The following is a 14,018-nucleotide window of genomic DNA, read 5'->3' as shown; positions in this document are numbered from 1 at the left end:
GCGCGGCCTTTCGTGCGCGCCACCCAGTTCCATGACCAGCATGATCGACCTCGATCCTCCCGGCTTTCAGTCACGCCCCGTCGCGGGCGAAGAAGGCGCGCGACGCACCGTGCTCTACGGCGGCTACACCGTATTCAGCGTGTTCCAGCCGGTGTTCTCGGTCGCTCACCGCCGCGCGATCGGCTACCACGCTTCGCTGCGCGCGCACGACGAGCATGGCGGACAGGTGCCGTCGCAGGAGGTCTTCACGCAGGCCGCGCGCCGCGGCGATCTGCTCGAACTCGGCCGGCTCGCGGAATCGCTGCATCTGGGCAACTTCAACGCCTTCGACTCGCACGACGAATGGCTTTTCCTGAGCCTGCATCCCGCCGCGCTGATGGACACGAGCTATGGCGACGCGCTGCTCGCGGGCATCAAGGCACTCGGGCTGCAGCCGCAGCGCGTGGTGCTGGAAGTGTCGGAACAGGCGGGAGGCGAGAATTCGCGCTTCGCGGAGATCATCGACGCATTGCGCAAGGCGGGCTTCGTGATCGCGCTCGACGGCTTCGGCGCCAAGCATTCGAACATCGACCGCGTGTGGCATCTACGGCCCGATATCGTCACGCTTGATCGCAGCCTGCTCGCCCAGGCGAGCCGCCATGCGCATATCGAGCGCGTGCTGCCGGGGCTCGTCTCGATGCTGCATGAGTCCGGCCAGTTGGTGCTGGTGGGCGGCCTCTCGACCGAGCGCGACGCGTTGATCGCACTCGAAAGCAACGCCGACTTCGTGCAGGGCGCGTACTTCGCGCGCCCCGAGGTGGAGCCGGTGCCGCCCGCGACCGCCGCGCGCCTGATGGACGATCTCTCCGCGCGCCTGCGCGAGCGCGTGAGCGCGCGCGAGAAGACCCAGTGCGCGCGCCTCGCGCCTTACGTGAAAGCGCTCGAAGCGGCGGCAGCGCAGCTCGCTGCGGGCGCAAGCATGGCCGACGTCTCGCAACCGCTGCTCGTTCTCGCCGATACCGCACGCAGTTTTTTGCTGGACGGCTCCGGCCGCCAGATCGGCGACAACATGCTACCCGACGTGCGTGCAACGCCTCGCGCCAAACGCTTCAGACCGCTCCTGCATTCCGAGGGCGCGAGCTGGGAGCGCCGGCCCTATTTCATCGGCGCCATGAAGGCGCCCGGCAGCGTGCAGTTCACGCCGCCTTATCTCTCGATCAACGAGGCGCACCTGTGCGTGACCGCCTCGGTCGCCGCACAGACGGCGCACGGCCTGCAAGTGCTGTGCGTCGACATCAACTGGGACGCCGCTTCGCGGTAATCCTGCACCCTGATCCTGCGTACTCAGGCCGGCGCGAGCGATCGCGCGATGCCTGCGAGCAGCGCGCGCACCGCCGCCCCTCCGAACGCGCGGTTGGCGGCCCGCAAGGCGCGCCCGCCCGCTGTCGCGGCCACGCAGACCACGGGTGCGGTGCGCCCATCGTCGGCCACGCCGATGTGCAGCCACGCGGCCAATTCGCCGTCCTCCGTCACCAGCACGACGCCCGGCTCGCCGTCGAGCGCAAGCGCCTCGGCCCGCAGGCCGCGTAGTGGCGTGTCCGCGATTTCGGCCTCTACGCCGGTTCCGGCACGCGGCTCCAAAACGCTTGCCGTGGTGTTCATCGTCGCGCTCGCCGCCGCGCCCATCGTCGTGCTCGCCGCCGCCAGCGCCGTCGCGGTCACGCCCAGCAAATCCATCAAGCCCACGCGGTCCTGCGCGCGGAGCACCTCGCGCAGCCGCTCGACGGCGAGCGCGTGCTGCGCGGCGTCGGCAGGCGTCATGGGCCTCGCCGCCCGCTCGCGCACCAGCCGCACCCGCGCGCGGCGCACGATCTGGCGGCAATGCACGGGCGTGCAGCCCGTGAGCGCGGCGATCTCGGCATAGTCGCAGTCGAACGCCTCGCGCAGCACAAAAACGGCCTGCTCCAGCGGCCCGAGCCGCTCCAGCAGCATCAGCAGTCCATCCGCGAGACGCGCGGCGCGCAGGCCCGCTTCCTCCGCCGAAGGCGCGACATCGTCGAGCCACGGCGCGGTGCCGGGCGCTTCGCGCTCGCCCGCGCGCTCACGGTGCTGCTTGCGCAGCCGGTCGATCGCGAGGCGCACCGTGGCCGTCGCGAGCCACGCTTGCGGCACGCGCACCGCCTCGGCATCGGCCTCGCGCCAACGAAACCACGCGTCCTGCACGACGTCTTCCGCCTCGGCGCGGCCGCCCAGCACGCGCATGGCCAACGCCAGCAGCCGTGCGCGCTCCTGGTCGAAGACGGCTGCACGGCGGCCTTCACTCCATGCGCCGCCTTGCATGCCGGACGGCGCGTCGAACTCTACCTCGCCCCGAGGGCTCTCGCGCGCATCGCGCAGATCTCGCACACCAACTTCGTCGATCACCTGGGTCATTCGCTTCGCTCCTTTGTGCACCGCCACGCACTGCGTCGCCCGCGCTACGTGCGCCCACGCCCGCTAGACGACCGCGAGCGCGCCGATGTGACAGTCTCGCGCAAAAAAATTTTCGTCACACGCCACGCGCGCCGGGCGTCTTCGGGAGAGAACCGCGCCACTCCCTTCCACCGACTTATCCGAATGCGAGGAATTTCATGCATCCCGCCATCGCGCCGCGCGCGCTCAATCTCGTGCCGACCGTCATCGAAATCTCGGGGCGCGGCGAGCGCGCCTACGACATCTACTCGCGCCTCTTGCGCGAGCGCATCGTGTTCCTGGTCGGACCGGTGACCGAGCAAACGGCGAGTGTCGTCGTCGCGCAGTTGCTGTTTCTCGAAGCCGAGAACCCGGAGAAGGACATCAGCCTCTACATCAACTCGCCGGGCGGTTCCGTATACGACGGCCTCGCGATCCACGACACGATGCAGTTCGTGAAGCCCGACGTCTGCACGCTATGCACCGGCTTCGCAGCGAGCATGGGCTCGTTTCTGCTGGCCGCAGGCGCGCCAGGAAAACGCTTCGCACTCCCGAACGCACGCATCATGATCCATCAGCCCTCGGGCGGCAGCCAGGGCACCGCCGCCGATGTCGAGCTTCAGGCGCGCGAGGTGCTCTATCTGCGCGAGCGCCTGAACACGATGCTCGCCGCGCACACGGACCGCGACATCGCGCAAATCGCGCGCGACACCGACCGCGATCACTTCATGTCGGCGGAGGCGGCGGCCGATTATGGGTTGATCGACCGCGTGCTCACGTCGCGCGGCGATGCGGTGCTGCGGTAGGGGCTGCGGTAGGGGCTGCTCACGCGACCCTGGCCCTCGCTTCGGCGCTCGTGCCTGCGCACCAAACAAAAAAGCCCTCGACTTGCATCGAGGGCTTCTTCCCGCGCCATTCGAACCGAACGGCGCAGATGTGAAACTGGGCCGACTGCGCTTTACGCGAAGTTCTTCGCAGCGAATTCCCAGTTTGCGATGTTCCAGAACGCTTCGACGAACTTCGGACGCGCGTTGCGGTAGTCGATGTAGTAAGCATGCTCCCACACGTCGATCGTGAGGAGCGGCTTGGCGTCGGTCGTGAGCGGCGTGGCGGCGTTGCTGGTCGAGACGATGTCGAGCGAGCCGTCCGCCTTCTTCACGAGCCACGTCCAGCCCGAGCCGAAGTTGCCGACTGCAGCCTTCGTGAAGGCTTCCTTGAACGCGTCGAAGGAGCCCCACTTCGCGTTGATCGCGTCGCCGAGCGCGCCCGACGGAGCGCCGCCGCCTTGCGGCGAGAGGCTGTTCCAGAAGAACGTGTGATTCCAGATCTGGGCCGCGTTGTTGAACACGCCACCCGACGACTTCTTGACGATCTCTTCGAGCGAGAGGTTTTCGAACTCGGTGCCCGGAATCAGGTTGTTCAGATTCGTGACGTAGGCCTGGTGGTGCTTGCCGTAGTGGAACTCGAGCGTTTCTTCCGACATGGTCGGAGCAAGAGCGTTCTTCGCGAACGGCAGCGGCGGGAGCGTAAATGACATGATGCGGTTCCTTCGTCGTGTTATGGGGGAGTTCTGCGTGGAGTTCTACAAATTCGCCGGCATGGAGCACCCGATTGTAGGCGAGTTGGAATAACCCCGCAAACGCGCGGACATTATGCCGATCATCGGTCACGCAGTGCTTTTGCGCGGGGATTTCATGGTGATTTCGCGCTGCTTTCGCGTCGATTGTGATGCGATTGCGCGGCGCTCATATGGCTTTCATATGACGATCCCCTCCGCATTCCAGCAAACGCCGCGCCCGCATCAAAAGTCTTCGGCAAGGCGTGGCTGCACGTCGGCGAGCGCAACATCGGCGCTGCCCTGCGCGAGATGCACGGTCAGGCGCTTGCCCGGCTTGAGCGCACTCGGGGAGCGCACGGCCGCGCCGCTTTGCGCATCGAGCAGCGCCGCGTAGCCGCGCTCGAAGGTGCGCTGCGGACTCAGCACTTCGAGGCGCGCCGCGAGCCCCGCCACGCGCACCGTTTCGCGCTCGCGCCCGCGCGCGAACGCGCTGTCGAGACGGCGCGCGAGCGACTCCACCTGTACGCGCTGCGCCGAAGCGTCGGGGCGCATGCGCCGCCAGCGCATCTGCGCGATGTTGAATTGGGCGCGCGCCTGCGCCGCCGTGCGCGCGCCCGCCGAAGCAAGCCGGATCGCCAGCTGGCGCAGATGCGTGCGCTGCTGCGCGAGCCGCTCGCCCGGCGAAACGAGGCGGCGCGCAAGCCAGTCGAGCTGCTGCGCGCGGCGCTCCATCAGGCGGCCGAAGCCACGCGCGAGCGCGGCATGGCGCTGGTCCAGCTCGCGCAGCAGCAGCGCGCGCTGCGGGCTCACGAGTTCGGCTGCGGCGGTGGGCGTGGGCGCGCGCACGTCGGCGGCGAAATCGGCGATCGTGAAATCGGTTTCATGGCCCACGCCGCTCACCACGGGAATCGCGCTCGCCGCAATCGCGCGCGCGAGCGTCTCGTCGTTGAACGACCAGAGGTCCTCGATCGAGCCGCCGCCCCGGCACAGCACGATCACGTCCACTTCCGCACGCGCATTCGCGGCGTCGAGCATGGCCGTGAGTTTTTCCGCCGATCCCGCACCCTGCACCGGCGCCGGATAGACGATCACGGGAACGTGCGGCGCGCGGCGCGCAAGCGTCGTGAGCACGTCGCGCAGCGCGGCCGCCTGCATCGACGTAATCACGCCAATCGCGCGCGGATGCGTGGGCAATGTGCGCTTGCGCCCGGCGTCGAACAGCCCTTCGGCCTCCAGTTGCGCCTTCAGGCGCAAGAACGCCTCGAAAAGACGCCCCTGCCCCGTGCGCCGGATCGCCTCCACGTTCAGTTGCACCTCGCCGCGCGGCTCGTACATCGTCACGAGCGCGCGCACCTCGATGCGGTCGCCCTCACGCGGCGTGAACTCGGCGTATTGCGCGCGGCCGCGAAACATCACACAGCGCATTTGCGCCTGCGCGTCCTTGATCGAGAAATACCAGTGCCCGCTCGCGGCGCGCGTGAAGTTCGAGACTTCGCCCGAAATCCACGTGAGCGGGAACGAACGTTCGAGCATGGAAGCGATCGCGCGGTTGAGTGCCGAAACCGGAACGACGACATCGCCGCCGGGCGCGGAAGAAAAGCGGTCGGAATTCATGAGCAGGACGTGAATGAACAGTGGGTTGAAAGCAAGGTCGGAAACAACCCGGAAAATAGCCCGGACAGACGATAGACGTTCGGGGTACGGCAGTCCAGCGGGAAGCGCTCCCATTAAACAAGGGCTGCGAGGTGTCCACATCGACTCCGTCATGTGACATAGTTGCCACAAATACGTAAAAAAACGCTGAAAAAGTACGCCATCCCATTGATTTACATACATTTTTTATCTCGATAACAAAGAGTTACACCGAAAGGATGGGCTACGAGCGGGCTTTTGCGGCCAACCGCACCTTGCTTTTCCACAAAGTTATCCACAGACCCGCTACGCATCGGCAAGCGGTGCCGGCGCCTCTGGAATCACGCCATCGCGTGGCCGCGCGTCTTGCCGCCCGCCGCACACCCGCGCTAGAGTGCCGGGTTCACGACGGCTCTTTCGCGACGCGATATAACGCGACAGCGGACACGACAGCGAGCCGTCCTTGCTTTCCCCGCGGCGCTTTTTGCCCTTGGCTCCAACGCCCGCTTCGAACTGGAGAACCGCTCCGATGTCCGTTCTGCCCGTCAGCCTCCGGTGCCTTTCGTACCTTTCGTACGCAAGGCCCGCCTGCCGCACACGCCGATGAGCGGTCCCGTTGCCGATCTCAAGGCGCGCGCCGAAGCGGGCCTCGCGCGCGAGTGGCAGCAGCGCGGCGCGCTCGCCTGGGCGCTCGCGCCGCTTTCCGCTGTGTTCGCTGCCGTGAGCGGCGCGCGCCGCGCGGCCTATGCGGCCGGCTGGCTCAAATCGGTGCGCGTGGGGGCGCCGGTCGTGGTGGTCGGGAACGTGACCGTGGGCGGCACCGGCAAGACACCCACAGTGATCGCGCTCGTCGAGGCGCTGCGCGCCGCCGGCTTCACGCCCGGCGTCGTTTCGCGCGGCTACGGCGCGAAAGTGCCGCGCCCCACGCCGGTTACGGCCGACACACCCGCCCGCGCCTGCGGAGACGAACCGCTGCTGATCGCGCGCCGCACCGGCGTGCCGGTCTGGGTCTCGCCCGACCGCGTCGCGGCGGCGCAGGCACTGTGCGCGGCGCACCGCGACGTCGACGTAATCGTGAGCGACGACGGCCTGCAGCACTACCGTCTCGCGCGCGACGTCGAACTGGTGGTCTTCGATCACCGACTGGGCGGCAACGGCTTTCTGCTGCCCGCCGGGCCGCTGCGCGAGCCGCTCTCGCGGCGGCGCGACGCCACGCTCGTCAACAATCCGTTCGAGCGCGCGCTGCCCGACTGGCCGAACACCTTCGCGCTCAAGCTCGAACCCGGCGAGGCCTGGCATCTCGCGAATCCCGCCCTGCGCCGGCCGCTCACGCAATTCGCGGCGCCGGGCGCAGCGAGCGGCGCGCCCAGCCAACCGCCACAGCGCATCGTGGCGGCCGCGGGCATCGGTTCGCCGGAGCGTTTTTTCGCGACCCTGCGCGCGGCGGGCCTCGCGCCGCAAACGCTGGCGCTGCCCGACCATTTCAACTACGCGACGAACCCGTTTAGCGAAGTCGCGGCCGACGCCATCCTGGTCACCGAAAAAGATGCCGTAAAATTGGCGGCCTGGAACGACGCGCGCATCTGGGTCGTCCCCGTTGAAGCCGCGCTCGATCATCGCCTCATTACTCTGGTTGTGGAGAAACTCCGTGGACGCCCGTCTGCTTGAAATCCTGGTCTGCCCGATCTGCAAGGGCCCGCTCAGTTACGACCGCGCCGCGCAGGAATTGATCTGCAACGCCGACAAGCTCGCCTACCCGATTCGCGACGGCATTCCCGTCATGCTCGCCGACGAGGCGCGCCAGACCGTCGAAGGCACGCTAGTCGATCCGGCCGGCCCCTCCGGCTCGACCAGCGCCTGAGCATGGCCGCACCCGCTCAACCCTTCATCGCCGTTGTCCCGGCGCGCCTCGCCTCCACCCGGCTGCCCAACAAGCCGCTCGCCGACATCGGCGGCAAGCCGATGGTCGTGCGGGTCGCCGAGCGCGCCCGCGCCTCGGGCGCGCAGCAGGTGCTGATCGCATCGGACGCCCAGAGCGTGCTCGACGCCGCGCGCGAGCACGGCTTCGAAGCGGTCATGACGCGCGCCGACCACCCCTCGGGCACCGACCGGCTGGCCGAAGTCGCAGAGCACTTTGGCTGGAGCGACGAGTTAATCGTGGTCAATGTTCAAGGCGATGAGCCGTTGATCGACCCCGCTTTGGTGTGCGACGTGGCGTCGCACCTAGCCGCGCACCCGGAGTGCGCAATCGCCACGGCGGCGCACCCCATTACCGCCCCCGACGAGATCCTGAATCCGAACGTGGTGAAGGTCGTGCTGGACGCGCGCGGCGTGGCGCTCTACTTCTCGCGGGCCCCCATTCCCTGGGCGCGCGACGCGTGGCAGCCGCACTGGTCGCCGGCCCGCCTTGATCTGGCTGCCATGCCCGCCCCACCGGCGCCGGCGACTGTTTACCGGCATATCGGCCTGTATGCGTATCGGGCGAAATTCCTGCGCAGCTATCCGTCGCTCGCGCACTCGCCGATCGAACAGGCCGAAGCGCTCGAGCAGCTGCGCGCCATGTGGCACGGCGAGCGCATCGCGGTGCTCGTCACCGCCGAGGCGCCGGCGCCCGGCGTGGACACGCCCGCCGACCTCGCTCGCGTGCAGGCGCTATTCCGGCCTTAAGAGGGGCCGTGGGCCGAAAATCCCATGGCATAATCGGTTGTTTGCGCGAGCCGTCGAAGCCTTTGTGCGTGGGGGTTTCCCCGACAAGGCCTGCCGAAGAGGAGACGCACGACGCCGCCGATGCCGCCCACGAGGGCAGCCGCCGCGCCGCAAGAATTCACATAGATCGGAGAAAGTTGAAATGCGTTTGATCCTGTTGGGCGCCCCCGGCGCGGGCAAGGGAACCCAGGCAAACTTCATCAAGGAGAAGTTCGGCATTCCGCAAATCTCGACGGGCGACATGCTGCGCGCGGCCGTCAAGGCCGGCACGCCGCTCGGCGTCGAGGCCAAGCGCTACATGGACGCGGGCGAACTCGTGCCCGATGCGCTGATCATCAACCTCGTGAAGGAACGCCTGCAGGAACCCGACTGCAAGAACGGCTATCTGTTCGACGGCTTCCCGCGCACCCTGCCGCAGGCCGAAGCCATGAAGCAGGCCGGCGTGGCCATCGACTACGTGCTCGAGATCGACGTGCCGTTCGACGAGATCATCGTGCGCATGAGCGGTCGCCGCATGCATCCGGCATCGGGCCGCACCTATCACGTCAAGTTCAACCCGCCCAAGCAGGACATGGTCGACGACGTGACGGGCGAGCCGCTGGTCCAGCGCGACGACGACAAGGAAGAAACCGTGCGCAAGCGTCTCGACGTGTATGTCGCACAAACCAAGCCGCTCATCGCCTACTACAGCGACTGGGCCAAGCGTGGCGAGGAAAACGGCATGAAGGCGCCCCAGTATCGCGCCATCGCCGGTCTCGGCAGCGTCGAGGAAATCCGCAACCGCGCATTCGAAGCGCTCAAGTAAGACGTCTTTTGCCGGCCGCGCCGGGCGATCCCCGGCGTGAACGCCGGCCTCCCCGTTCGGCCGGTCATCGTTCCTCTGCTCCTCTTAGCCGATGAGTCGCGGGCTGACCCGTCGCGGGGTCACGCCGCAAGAAATTACCCATCGAGCAGCAAGGAGGAAGACAGATGCAAATCCGCGACAACGTATTTCTGATCACCGGCGGCGCGTCGGGCCTCGGCGCGGCCAGCGCACGGCTCATTGCGGCCGAAGGCGGCAAGGTCGTACTCGCCGACCTCAACGAGGAAGCGGGCAACGCGCTCGCGCAAGAACTCGGCGGCACCTTCGTGAAGTGCAACGTTGCGAGCGAGGATGACGGCGCGCGCGCCGTGGCCGCCGCCACCGCGCTCGGCACGCTGCGCGGCCTCGTGAACTGCGCGGGCATCGCGCCCGCCGTGAAGACCGTCGGCAAGGATGGCCCGCACCCGCTCGACGCATTCAGCAAGACCATCTCGGTCAATCTGATCGGCACCTTCAACATGATCCGCCTCGCGGCGGCCGCGATCGCGCAGACCGCGCCCAACGAGGGCGGCGAGCGTGGCGTGATCATCAACACTGCATCGGTGGCCGCGTACGACGGCCAGATTGGCCAGGCGGCCTATGCGGCCTCCAAGGGCGGCGTCGTGGCGATGACGCTGCCGATCGCGCGCGACCTCTCGCGCAACGGCATCCGTGTGATGACGATCGCGCCGGGCCTGTTCGAAACGCCGATGCTGCTCGGCATGCCCAAGGAAGTGCAGGATGCGCTCGGCGCCATGGTGCCGTTCCCGCCGCGACTCGGCAAACCCAACGAGTACGCGATGCTCGTCAAGCAGATCGTCGAGAACCCGATGCTCAACGGCGAGGTGATCCGCCTCGACGGCGCAATCCGCATGCAGCCGAAGTAAGCAAGCGCGCATCCGGCGTAAAAAAACCCGCGACCGAAAGATTCGCGGGTTTTTTGTTTGCGGAATTTACACGAGGCGCGCCAGCACGGCGCGCCGCTCAATCGTTATCGAGCGTGCGCTGCCGCAGTTCCTGCAATTGCGACTCGACCACGGTGGCGTCCTCGGCGTCGGGACGCTCGTCGAGATAATGCTCGAGATCCTCCAGCGCGGGCCGCAGGTAATCAAGGCGTGCATACGCAAAGCCGCGATCGCGCACCTCCTCGATGCTCTCCGGCAGCAGAATCACGAGCCGCTGCTGAATGCCGAGCAGACGTTCCCAACGCTCGGTCTGCAGATACACCGACTTCAGGTTGCGCAGCATGCGCGCTACGATCTCGCGCCGCGTGGCCGGTTCGAGCAGCATGCGCAGCGCCCGCGCGACAGAGTCGCCCGCGCTCGTCACATAGGGCTCGAGCATCTCGACCATGTCGGATTCGGTGAGCGTGCGGCCGGTGGTGGGATCGAGCATGGCGTCGCCATCGGGCAGCGAGACGCGCAGCAGGAAATGCCCCGGAAACGACACGCCCTGCACCGGCAGTCCGAGCTGCCCCGCGATCTCCAGGTAGAGCACCGCGAGCGAAATGGGGATGCCCCGCCGGCGCTTGAGCACGACGTTCAGATGACTATTATCGGGATCGAAAAAGTCGTTGAGATTGGCGCCGAAGCCCATCTCGCGAAAGAACACACGGTTCAGAAACGTAACCTGCTGGCGCACGTCGATGCCATCGGGCATGCGCTTTTTCACGCGCAGCGCCAACTCGTCGATTTCGGCGAGCGTGCCTTGCACGTCGAGATCGGGGTAGGCGTCCTGCGCGATGGCGAGAGCCGTTTCGGTGAGCGGCAGGCTGTCGTCGTCGGCAACGAGCGCGCTGAAGTAATCCAGCACCCGCGTATTCATCGTGATCACTTCGCGCGCCTCTTGAAGTATGCGTATTTGAAGCCCATCAACCAAAGCATACCGAAATATAGCGTGGCGAACAGTACGAGGCAGGCGGCGAGCAGCGCCATGCGCGCAAGCGGCTCGCCATGCAGGCCGATCCAGTCGTAGCTGATCGCACACCAATGCATTGCACCGGAAAGCACGAGGCATGCCCCGAGCAGTTGCACGAAGAAGCGTACCCAGCCCGGCGACGGCATGTAGATGCCGCGGCGGCGCAAGCCGATGAACAGCAGCAGCGCGTTGATGCAGGCGCCGAGCCCGACCGAGAGCGTGAGGCCCGCGTGCGCGAAGATCGGCACGAAGAGGTAGTTGCCGATCTGCGTGGCGACCAGCACGCCCACGCCGATCTTCACGGGCGTCTTGATGTCCTGGCGCGCATAAAAACCGGGCGCGAGGATCTTGATGAGAATGAGCCCGATGAGCCCCACGCCATAAGCCGTGAGCGCGCGGGCCGTCATGACGACCGAATTAGCGTCGAACTTGCCGTAATGGAACAGCGTGGCCGTGAGCGGCTCGGAGAAGAAGAACAGCGCAACCGCCGAAGGCGCCGCGAGCAGGAAGGTCACGCGCAGGCCCCAGTCGAGCAGCGCCGAATATTCGTGCGGATCGGCGTCGACGTGCGCTTTGGACAGGCTCGGCAGCAGGATCGTGCCGAGCGCCACGCCCAGCAGCGCGGTGGGGAACTCCATCAGGCGGTCGGCGTAATTGATCCACGAGACCGCACCGGCGCCCAGGCGCGACGCAATGTTCGTATTAATGATGAGGCTGATCTGCGCGACCGACACTGCGAACATGGCCGGCACCATTTTCGCGAGCACGCGCTTGACGCCGCGATGCGCGAGCGCCTTGAGCGGATTGAGGCCGATGCGCGGCATCATGTCGATCTTCTTCAGCCCCGGCAGTTGCACGACGAACTGCAGCACGCCGCCGACGATCACGGCCCACGCGAGCGCGAAGACCGGCTGCTTCATGTGCGGCGCGAACGCCACCGCCGCCACGATGAACGCCACGTTGAGCAGCACGGGCGCGAACGCGGGCAGCGAGAACTGCTTGTACGTGTTGAGCACCCCGGACGCGAGCGACGTGAGCGAGATGAACACGATGTACGGGAACATGATGCGCGTCATCGTGACGGCAAGCTGATACGCCTGGCCGTCGTTCTTCAGGCCCGTGGCCACCACGGTCACGACAAACGACGCCCCGACGATGCCCAGCACCGAGAGAATGGCGAGCGCCCACGCGAGCACCGTCGAAGTGGCATCGACGAGATCGCGGGTGGCGTCATGTCCCTTCTGGCTCTTGAACTCCGCGAGGATCGGCACGAAGGCCTGCGAAAACGCGCCTTCCGCCGAAATGCGGCGCAGCAGGTTGGGAATGCGAAACGCGACGTAGAAGGCGTCGGTGTACTGGCTCGCGCCGAATGCGCGGGCAATCAGCGTTTCACGGGCCAGTCCGGTCACGCGCGACAGCAGCGTGAAGCCGCTGACCGTCAGCAGGGCTCGGAATAGATTCATGGGGCGCTTATTATACGGGCGCCGCCTAGTCCGTTACCGATTCGCTTTCCGATACGCGACGACATACCGAGTGCGGCACCGTTGCCACGCCCATGATTTCATTGCTATAATTCGCGGCTTCGAGTTTCACTGGCACTCGAAAATCGCGTCTTGGAAAGGAAGCGTTGAGCGGTCTGTGTATCAGGCTTATCAGGCCCTCTTTGCGCTTTGGCACAAAAGACGCGGCTGGCAAGGTGGATCAATGCCGGCAAATACCGTTTTGTGCTTTCGGGCAATCATTCCGCAAGTTCAAATCCAGGCAAGGAGCGTCGTTCTGCTCGACCCAGCGTCGGCAGGCCGAAGCTCTCGAAACATTAGGAACCAACATGGCAAATTCCGCACAAGCACGCAAGCGCGCCCGTCAGGCCGCTAAGGCAAACTCGCACAACTCGGCGCTGCGCTCGAAGTTCCGCACCGCTATCAAGGCTGTCCGCAAGGCGATCGACGCTGGCGACAAGGCAAAGGCTGCAGAAGTCCTGAAGGCCTCGGCAAAGACGCTCGACATCATCTCGGACAAGAAGATCGTTCACAAGAACAAGGCTGCTCGCCATAAGAGCCGCCTCGCCGCTGCCGTCAAGGCAATGCAAGCTGCGCAGTAAAGAGAATCGCGGGCCGTCCGCCAAGGCGGGCGCCCGGCTGATGCTGCACGCAAAAAAACCCGCTTCGGCGGGTTTTTTTATTGCCGCAACTCCGGTCCGGCGACGCCATCGCCACTCGCGCGACGCAGGCGCAAAAAAACCCGCCGCAGCGGGTGGGTTCGATTCAGCGGCTGCCGCCCTGCCGGGTCGCGTGATCCTCCGGCAACTCGCAGGCCTCGGTCACCACCAGATCGTTGTCCTTGGCGAAATTCATCACGAAGTCGAAAGCCATCGGCTCGATATCCTTCAAGCGCGAATCCAGCACCACGACTTTGAGATCGCCGATCATGGTCGGCCGCACGTACAGCGAATAGCGCAGATAGGCGTTCGGCCCACGCGCATTGGCAGACGCCTTCGGGCCAAAGCTCGACATCACCCCCGCCAGGCGCTCGGACCAGTCGCTCGGGCGAAACTTCTTCCCCGTACTGGTGATGCCTTGAATGAAGTATTCGGTTGGAGCGTCGTCGGCCATGTAGGGTACCTGTGTGACTGCGCGGAGCCGCGGCGATGCGGTGCGCTTATGCGGCTGAAACGAGGGCACGAGCACGCCGCTCCGCGCTTGTGCCGCAGAGCGCCAGCCGCGGGCGGTTCGCCCGATAGCCGCGTGCAAATACAGTCCGATGGAGAGGGGAGAGGCTGACCGCGCACCCCGACCGGCGGGCGCCGCATCGAACCCGCAGCGCGCTTTCCGGCCAGCGCACAGGCCGCTCCCGCGAGCCCCGCGTCTTGCGCATCGAGCCCGCTGTCGTGCCTGAAAAATCTTCGAGATTATAGCGCAGCAGCCCTTTTGACGC

Annotated in this window: 14 protein-coding genes; 8 read left to right on the top strand and 6 right to left on the bottom strand. The window is 66.3% G+C overall.

The window, feature by feature from the left end; translation table 11 throughout:
• Positions 1-31: 31 nt before the first annotated feature.
• Positions 32-1,300: an EAL domain-containing protein gene (locus NH14_RS13605; protein ID WP_035522118.1), complete on the top strand. Its 1,269-nt coding sequence runs from the start codon at positions 32-34 to the stop codon at positions 1,298-1,300.
• Between the two features lie 23 nt (positions 1,301-1,323).
• On the opposite strand, the gene NH14_RS13600 is transcribed toward NH14_RS13605, so the two are convergent.
• Positions 1,324-2,412: a sigma-70 family RNA polymerase sigma factor gene (locus tag NH14_RS13600; RefSeq protein WP_052147815.1), complete on the bottom strand. Its 1,089-nt coding sequence runs from the start codon at positions 2,410-2,412 to the stop codon at positions 1,324-1,326.
• Between the two features lie 197 nt (positions 2,413-2,609).
• On the opposite strand from NH14_RS13600, the gene clpP reads away from it, so the two are divergent.
• Positions 2,610-3,236 carry an ATP-dependent Clp endopeptidase proteolytic subunit ClpP gene (gene clpP, locus NH14_RS13595; RefSeq protein WP_035522115.1) on the top strand — a complete coding sequence of 209 codons (627 nt, stop codon included), beginning with the start codon at positions 2,610-2,612 and terminating at the stop codon, positions 3,234-3,236.
• Positions 3,237-3,388: 152 nt separating this feature from the next.
• On the opposite strand, the gene sodB is transcribed toward clpP, so the two are convergent.
• Both sodB and xseA read right to left on the bottom strand, forming a co-directional pair.
• Positions 3,389-3,967, bottom strand: a complete 579-nt coding sequence (gene sodB, locus NH14_RS13590; RefSeq protein WP_035522111.1) for a superoxide dismutase [Fe] — start codon at positions 3,965-3,967, stop codon at positions 3,389-3,391.
• Between the two features lie 264 nt (positions 3,968-4,231).
• On the bottom strand, positions 4,232-5,602 hold the full coding sequence (gene xseA / locus NH14_RS13585) for an exodeoxyribonuclease VII large subunit (protein WP_035522108.1): 1,371 nt from the start codon (positions 5,600-5,602) through the stop codon (positions 4,232-4,234).
• Between the two features lie 621 nt (positions 5,603-6,223).
• Between xseA and lpxK the strand changes: the two genes are divergently transcribed.
• From lpxK to NH14_RS13560, 5 genes are all read left to right on the top strand, one after another.
• Positions 6,224-7,288 carry a tetraacyldisaccharide 4'-kinase gene (gene lpxK, locus NH14_RS13580; RefSeq protein WP_035522106.1) on the top strand — a complete coding sequence of 355 codons (1,065 nt, stop codon included), beginning with the start codon at positions 6,224-6,226 and terminating at the stop codon, positions 7,286-7,288.
• Positions 7,269-7,481: a Trm112 family protein gene (locus tag NH14_RS13575; protein ID WP_035522103.1), complete on the top strand. Its 213-nt coding sequence runs from the start codon at positions 7,269-7,271 to the stop codon at positions 7,479-7,481. Before lpxK ends, NH14_RS13575 begins: the two co-directional genes overlap by 20 nt.
• A gap of 2 nt (positions 7,482-7,483) precedes the next feature.
• Complete coding sequence (gene kdsB, locus NH14_RS13570) at positions 7,484-8,287, top strand: 3-deoxy-manno-octulosonate cytidylyltransferase (RefSeq protein ID WP_035522101.1); 804 nt, start codon at positions 7,484-7,486, stop codon at positions 8,285-8,287.
• Between the two features lie 181 nt (positions 8,288-8,468).
• A complete protein-coding gene (gene adk / locus NH14_RS13565) occupies positions 8,469-9,131 on the top strand; it encodes an adenylate kinase (protein WP_035522099.1) in 663 nt (220 codons plus the stop codon).
• A gap of 164 nt (positions 9,132-9,295) precedes the next feature.
• Entirely contained in the window at positions 9,296-10,054 is a 759-nt protein-coding gene (locus NH14_RS13560) for a 3-hydroxyacyl-CoA dehydrogenase (RefSeq protein WP_035522097.1), read from the top strand.
• Between the two features lie 97 nt (positions 10,055-10,151).
• Here the strand turns inward: NH14_RS13560 and NH14_RS13555 are convergent, their stop codons facing one another.
• Both NH14_RS13555 and murJ read right to left on the bottom strand, forming a co-directional pair.
• A complete protein-coding gene (locus NH14_RS13555) occupies positions 10,152-10,991 on the bottom strand; it encodes a SirB1 family protein (protein ID WP_035522903.1) in 840 nt (279 codons plus the stop codon).
• A 5-nt stretch (positions 10,992-10,996) separates the two neighbouring features.
• A complete protein-coding gene (gene murJ, locus NH14_RS13550) occupies positions 10,997-12,547 on the bottom strand; it encodes a murein biosynthesis integral membrane protein MurJ (protein ID WP_035522095.1) in 1,551 nt (516 codons plus the stop codon).
• 365 nt (positions 12,548-12,912) lie between these two features.
• On the opposite strand from murJ, the gene rpsT reads away from it, so the two are divergent.
• Positions 12,913-13,185 (top strand): 30S ribosomal protein S20, encoded by a 273-nt coding sequence (rpsT, locus tag NH14_RS13545; RefSeq protein ID WP_035522092.1) that lies wholly within the window; start codon positions 12,913-12,915, stop codon positions 13,183-13,185.
• 163 nt (positions 13,186-13,348) lie between these two features.
• Here the strand turns inward: rpsT and NH14_RS13540 are convergent, their stop codons facing one another.
• Entirely contained in the window at positions 13,349-13,696 is a 348-nt protein-coding gene (locus tag NH14_RS13540; RefSeq protein WP_035522901.1) for a DUF3579 domain-containing protein, read from the bottom strand.
• Positions 13,697-14,018: the final 322 nt, after the last annotated feature.

The sequence above is a fragment of the Paraburkholderia sacchari genome (assembly GCF_000785435.2).
Taxonomy (GTDB): domain Bacteria; phylum Pseudomonadota; class Gammaproteobacteria; order Burkholderiales; family Burkholderiaceae; genus Paraburkholderia; species Paraburkholderia sacchari.
This window is presented reverse-complemented; position numbering and strand designations above follow the sequence as displayed.

Bases quoted from the DNA above. Each gene is read 5' to 3' on its own strand.
- lpxK (WP_035522106.1), top strand. From the start codon at position 6,224: ATGAGCGGTCCCGTTGCCGATCTCAAGGCGCGCGCCGAAGCGGGCCTC.
- murJ (WP_035522095.1), bottom strand. From the start codon at position 12,547: ATGAATCTATTCCGAGCCCTGCTGACGGTCAGCGGCTTCACGCTGCTG.
- sodB (WP_035522111.1), bottom strand. From the start codon at position 3,967: ATGTCATTTACGCTCCCGCCGCTGCCGTTCGCGAAGAACGCTCTTGCT.
- NH14_RS13555 (WP_035522903.1), bottom strand. From the start codon at position 10,991: ATGAATACGCGGGTGCTGGATTACTTCAGCGCGCTCGTTGCCGACGAC.
- kdsB (WP_035522101.1), top strand. From the start codon at position 7,484: ATGGCCGCACCCGCTCAACCCTTCATCGCCGTTGTCCCGGCGCGCCTC.
- xseA (WP_035522108.1), bottom strand. From the start codon at position 5,602: ATGAATTCCGACCGCTTTTCTTCCGCGCCCGGCGGCGATGTCGTCGTT.
- NH14_RS13560 (WP_035522097.1), top strand. From the start codon at position 9,296: ATGCAAATCCGCGACAACGTATTTCTGATCACCGGCGGCGCGTCGGGC.
- adk (WP_035522099.1), top strand. From the start codon at position 8,469: ATGCGTTTGATCCTGTTGGGCGCCCCCGGCGCGGGCAAGGGAACCCAG.
- NH14_RS13605 (WP_035522118.1), top strand. From the start codon at position 32: ATGACCAGCATGATCGACCTCGATCCTCCCGGCTTTCAGTCACGCCCC.
- rpsT (WP_035522092.1), top strand. From the start codon at position 12,913: ATGGCAAATTCCGCACAAGCACGCAAGCGCGCCCGTCAGGCCGCTAAG.
- clpP (WP_035522115.1), top strand. From the start codon at position 2,610: ATGCATCCCGCCATCGCGCCGCGCGCGCTCAATCTCGTGCCGACCGTC.
- NH14_RS13600 (WP_052147815.1), bottom strand. From the start codon at position 2,412: ATGACCCAGGTGATCGACGAAGTTGGTGTGCGAGATCTGCGCGATGCG.
- NH14_RS13540 (WP_035522901.1), bottom strand. From the start codon at position 13,696: ATGGCCGACGACGCTCCAACCGAATACTTCATTCAAGGCATCACCAGT.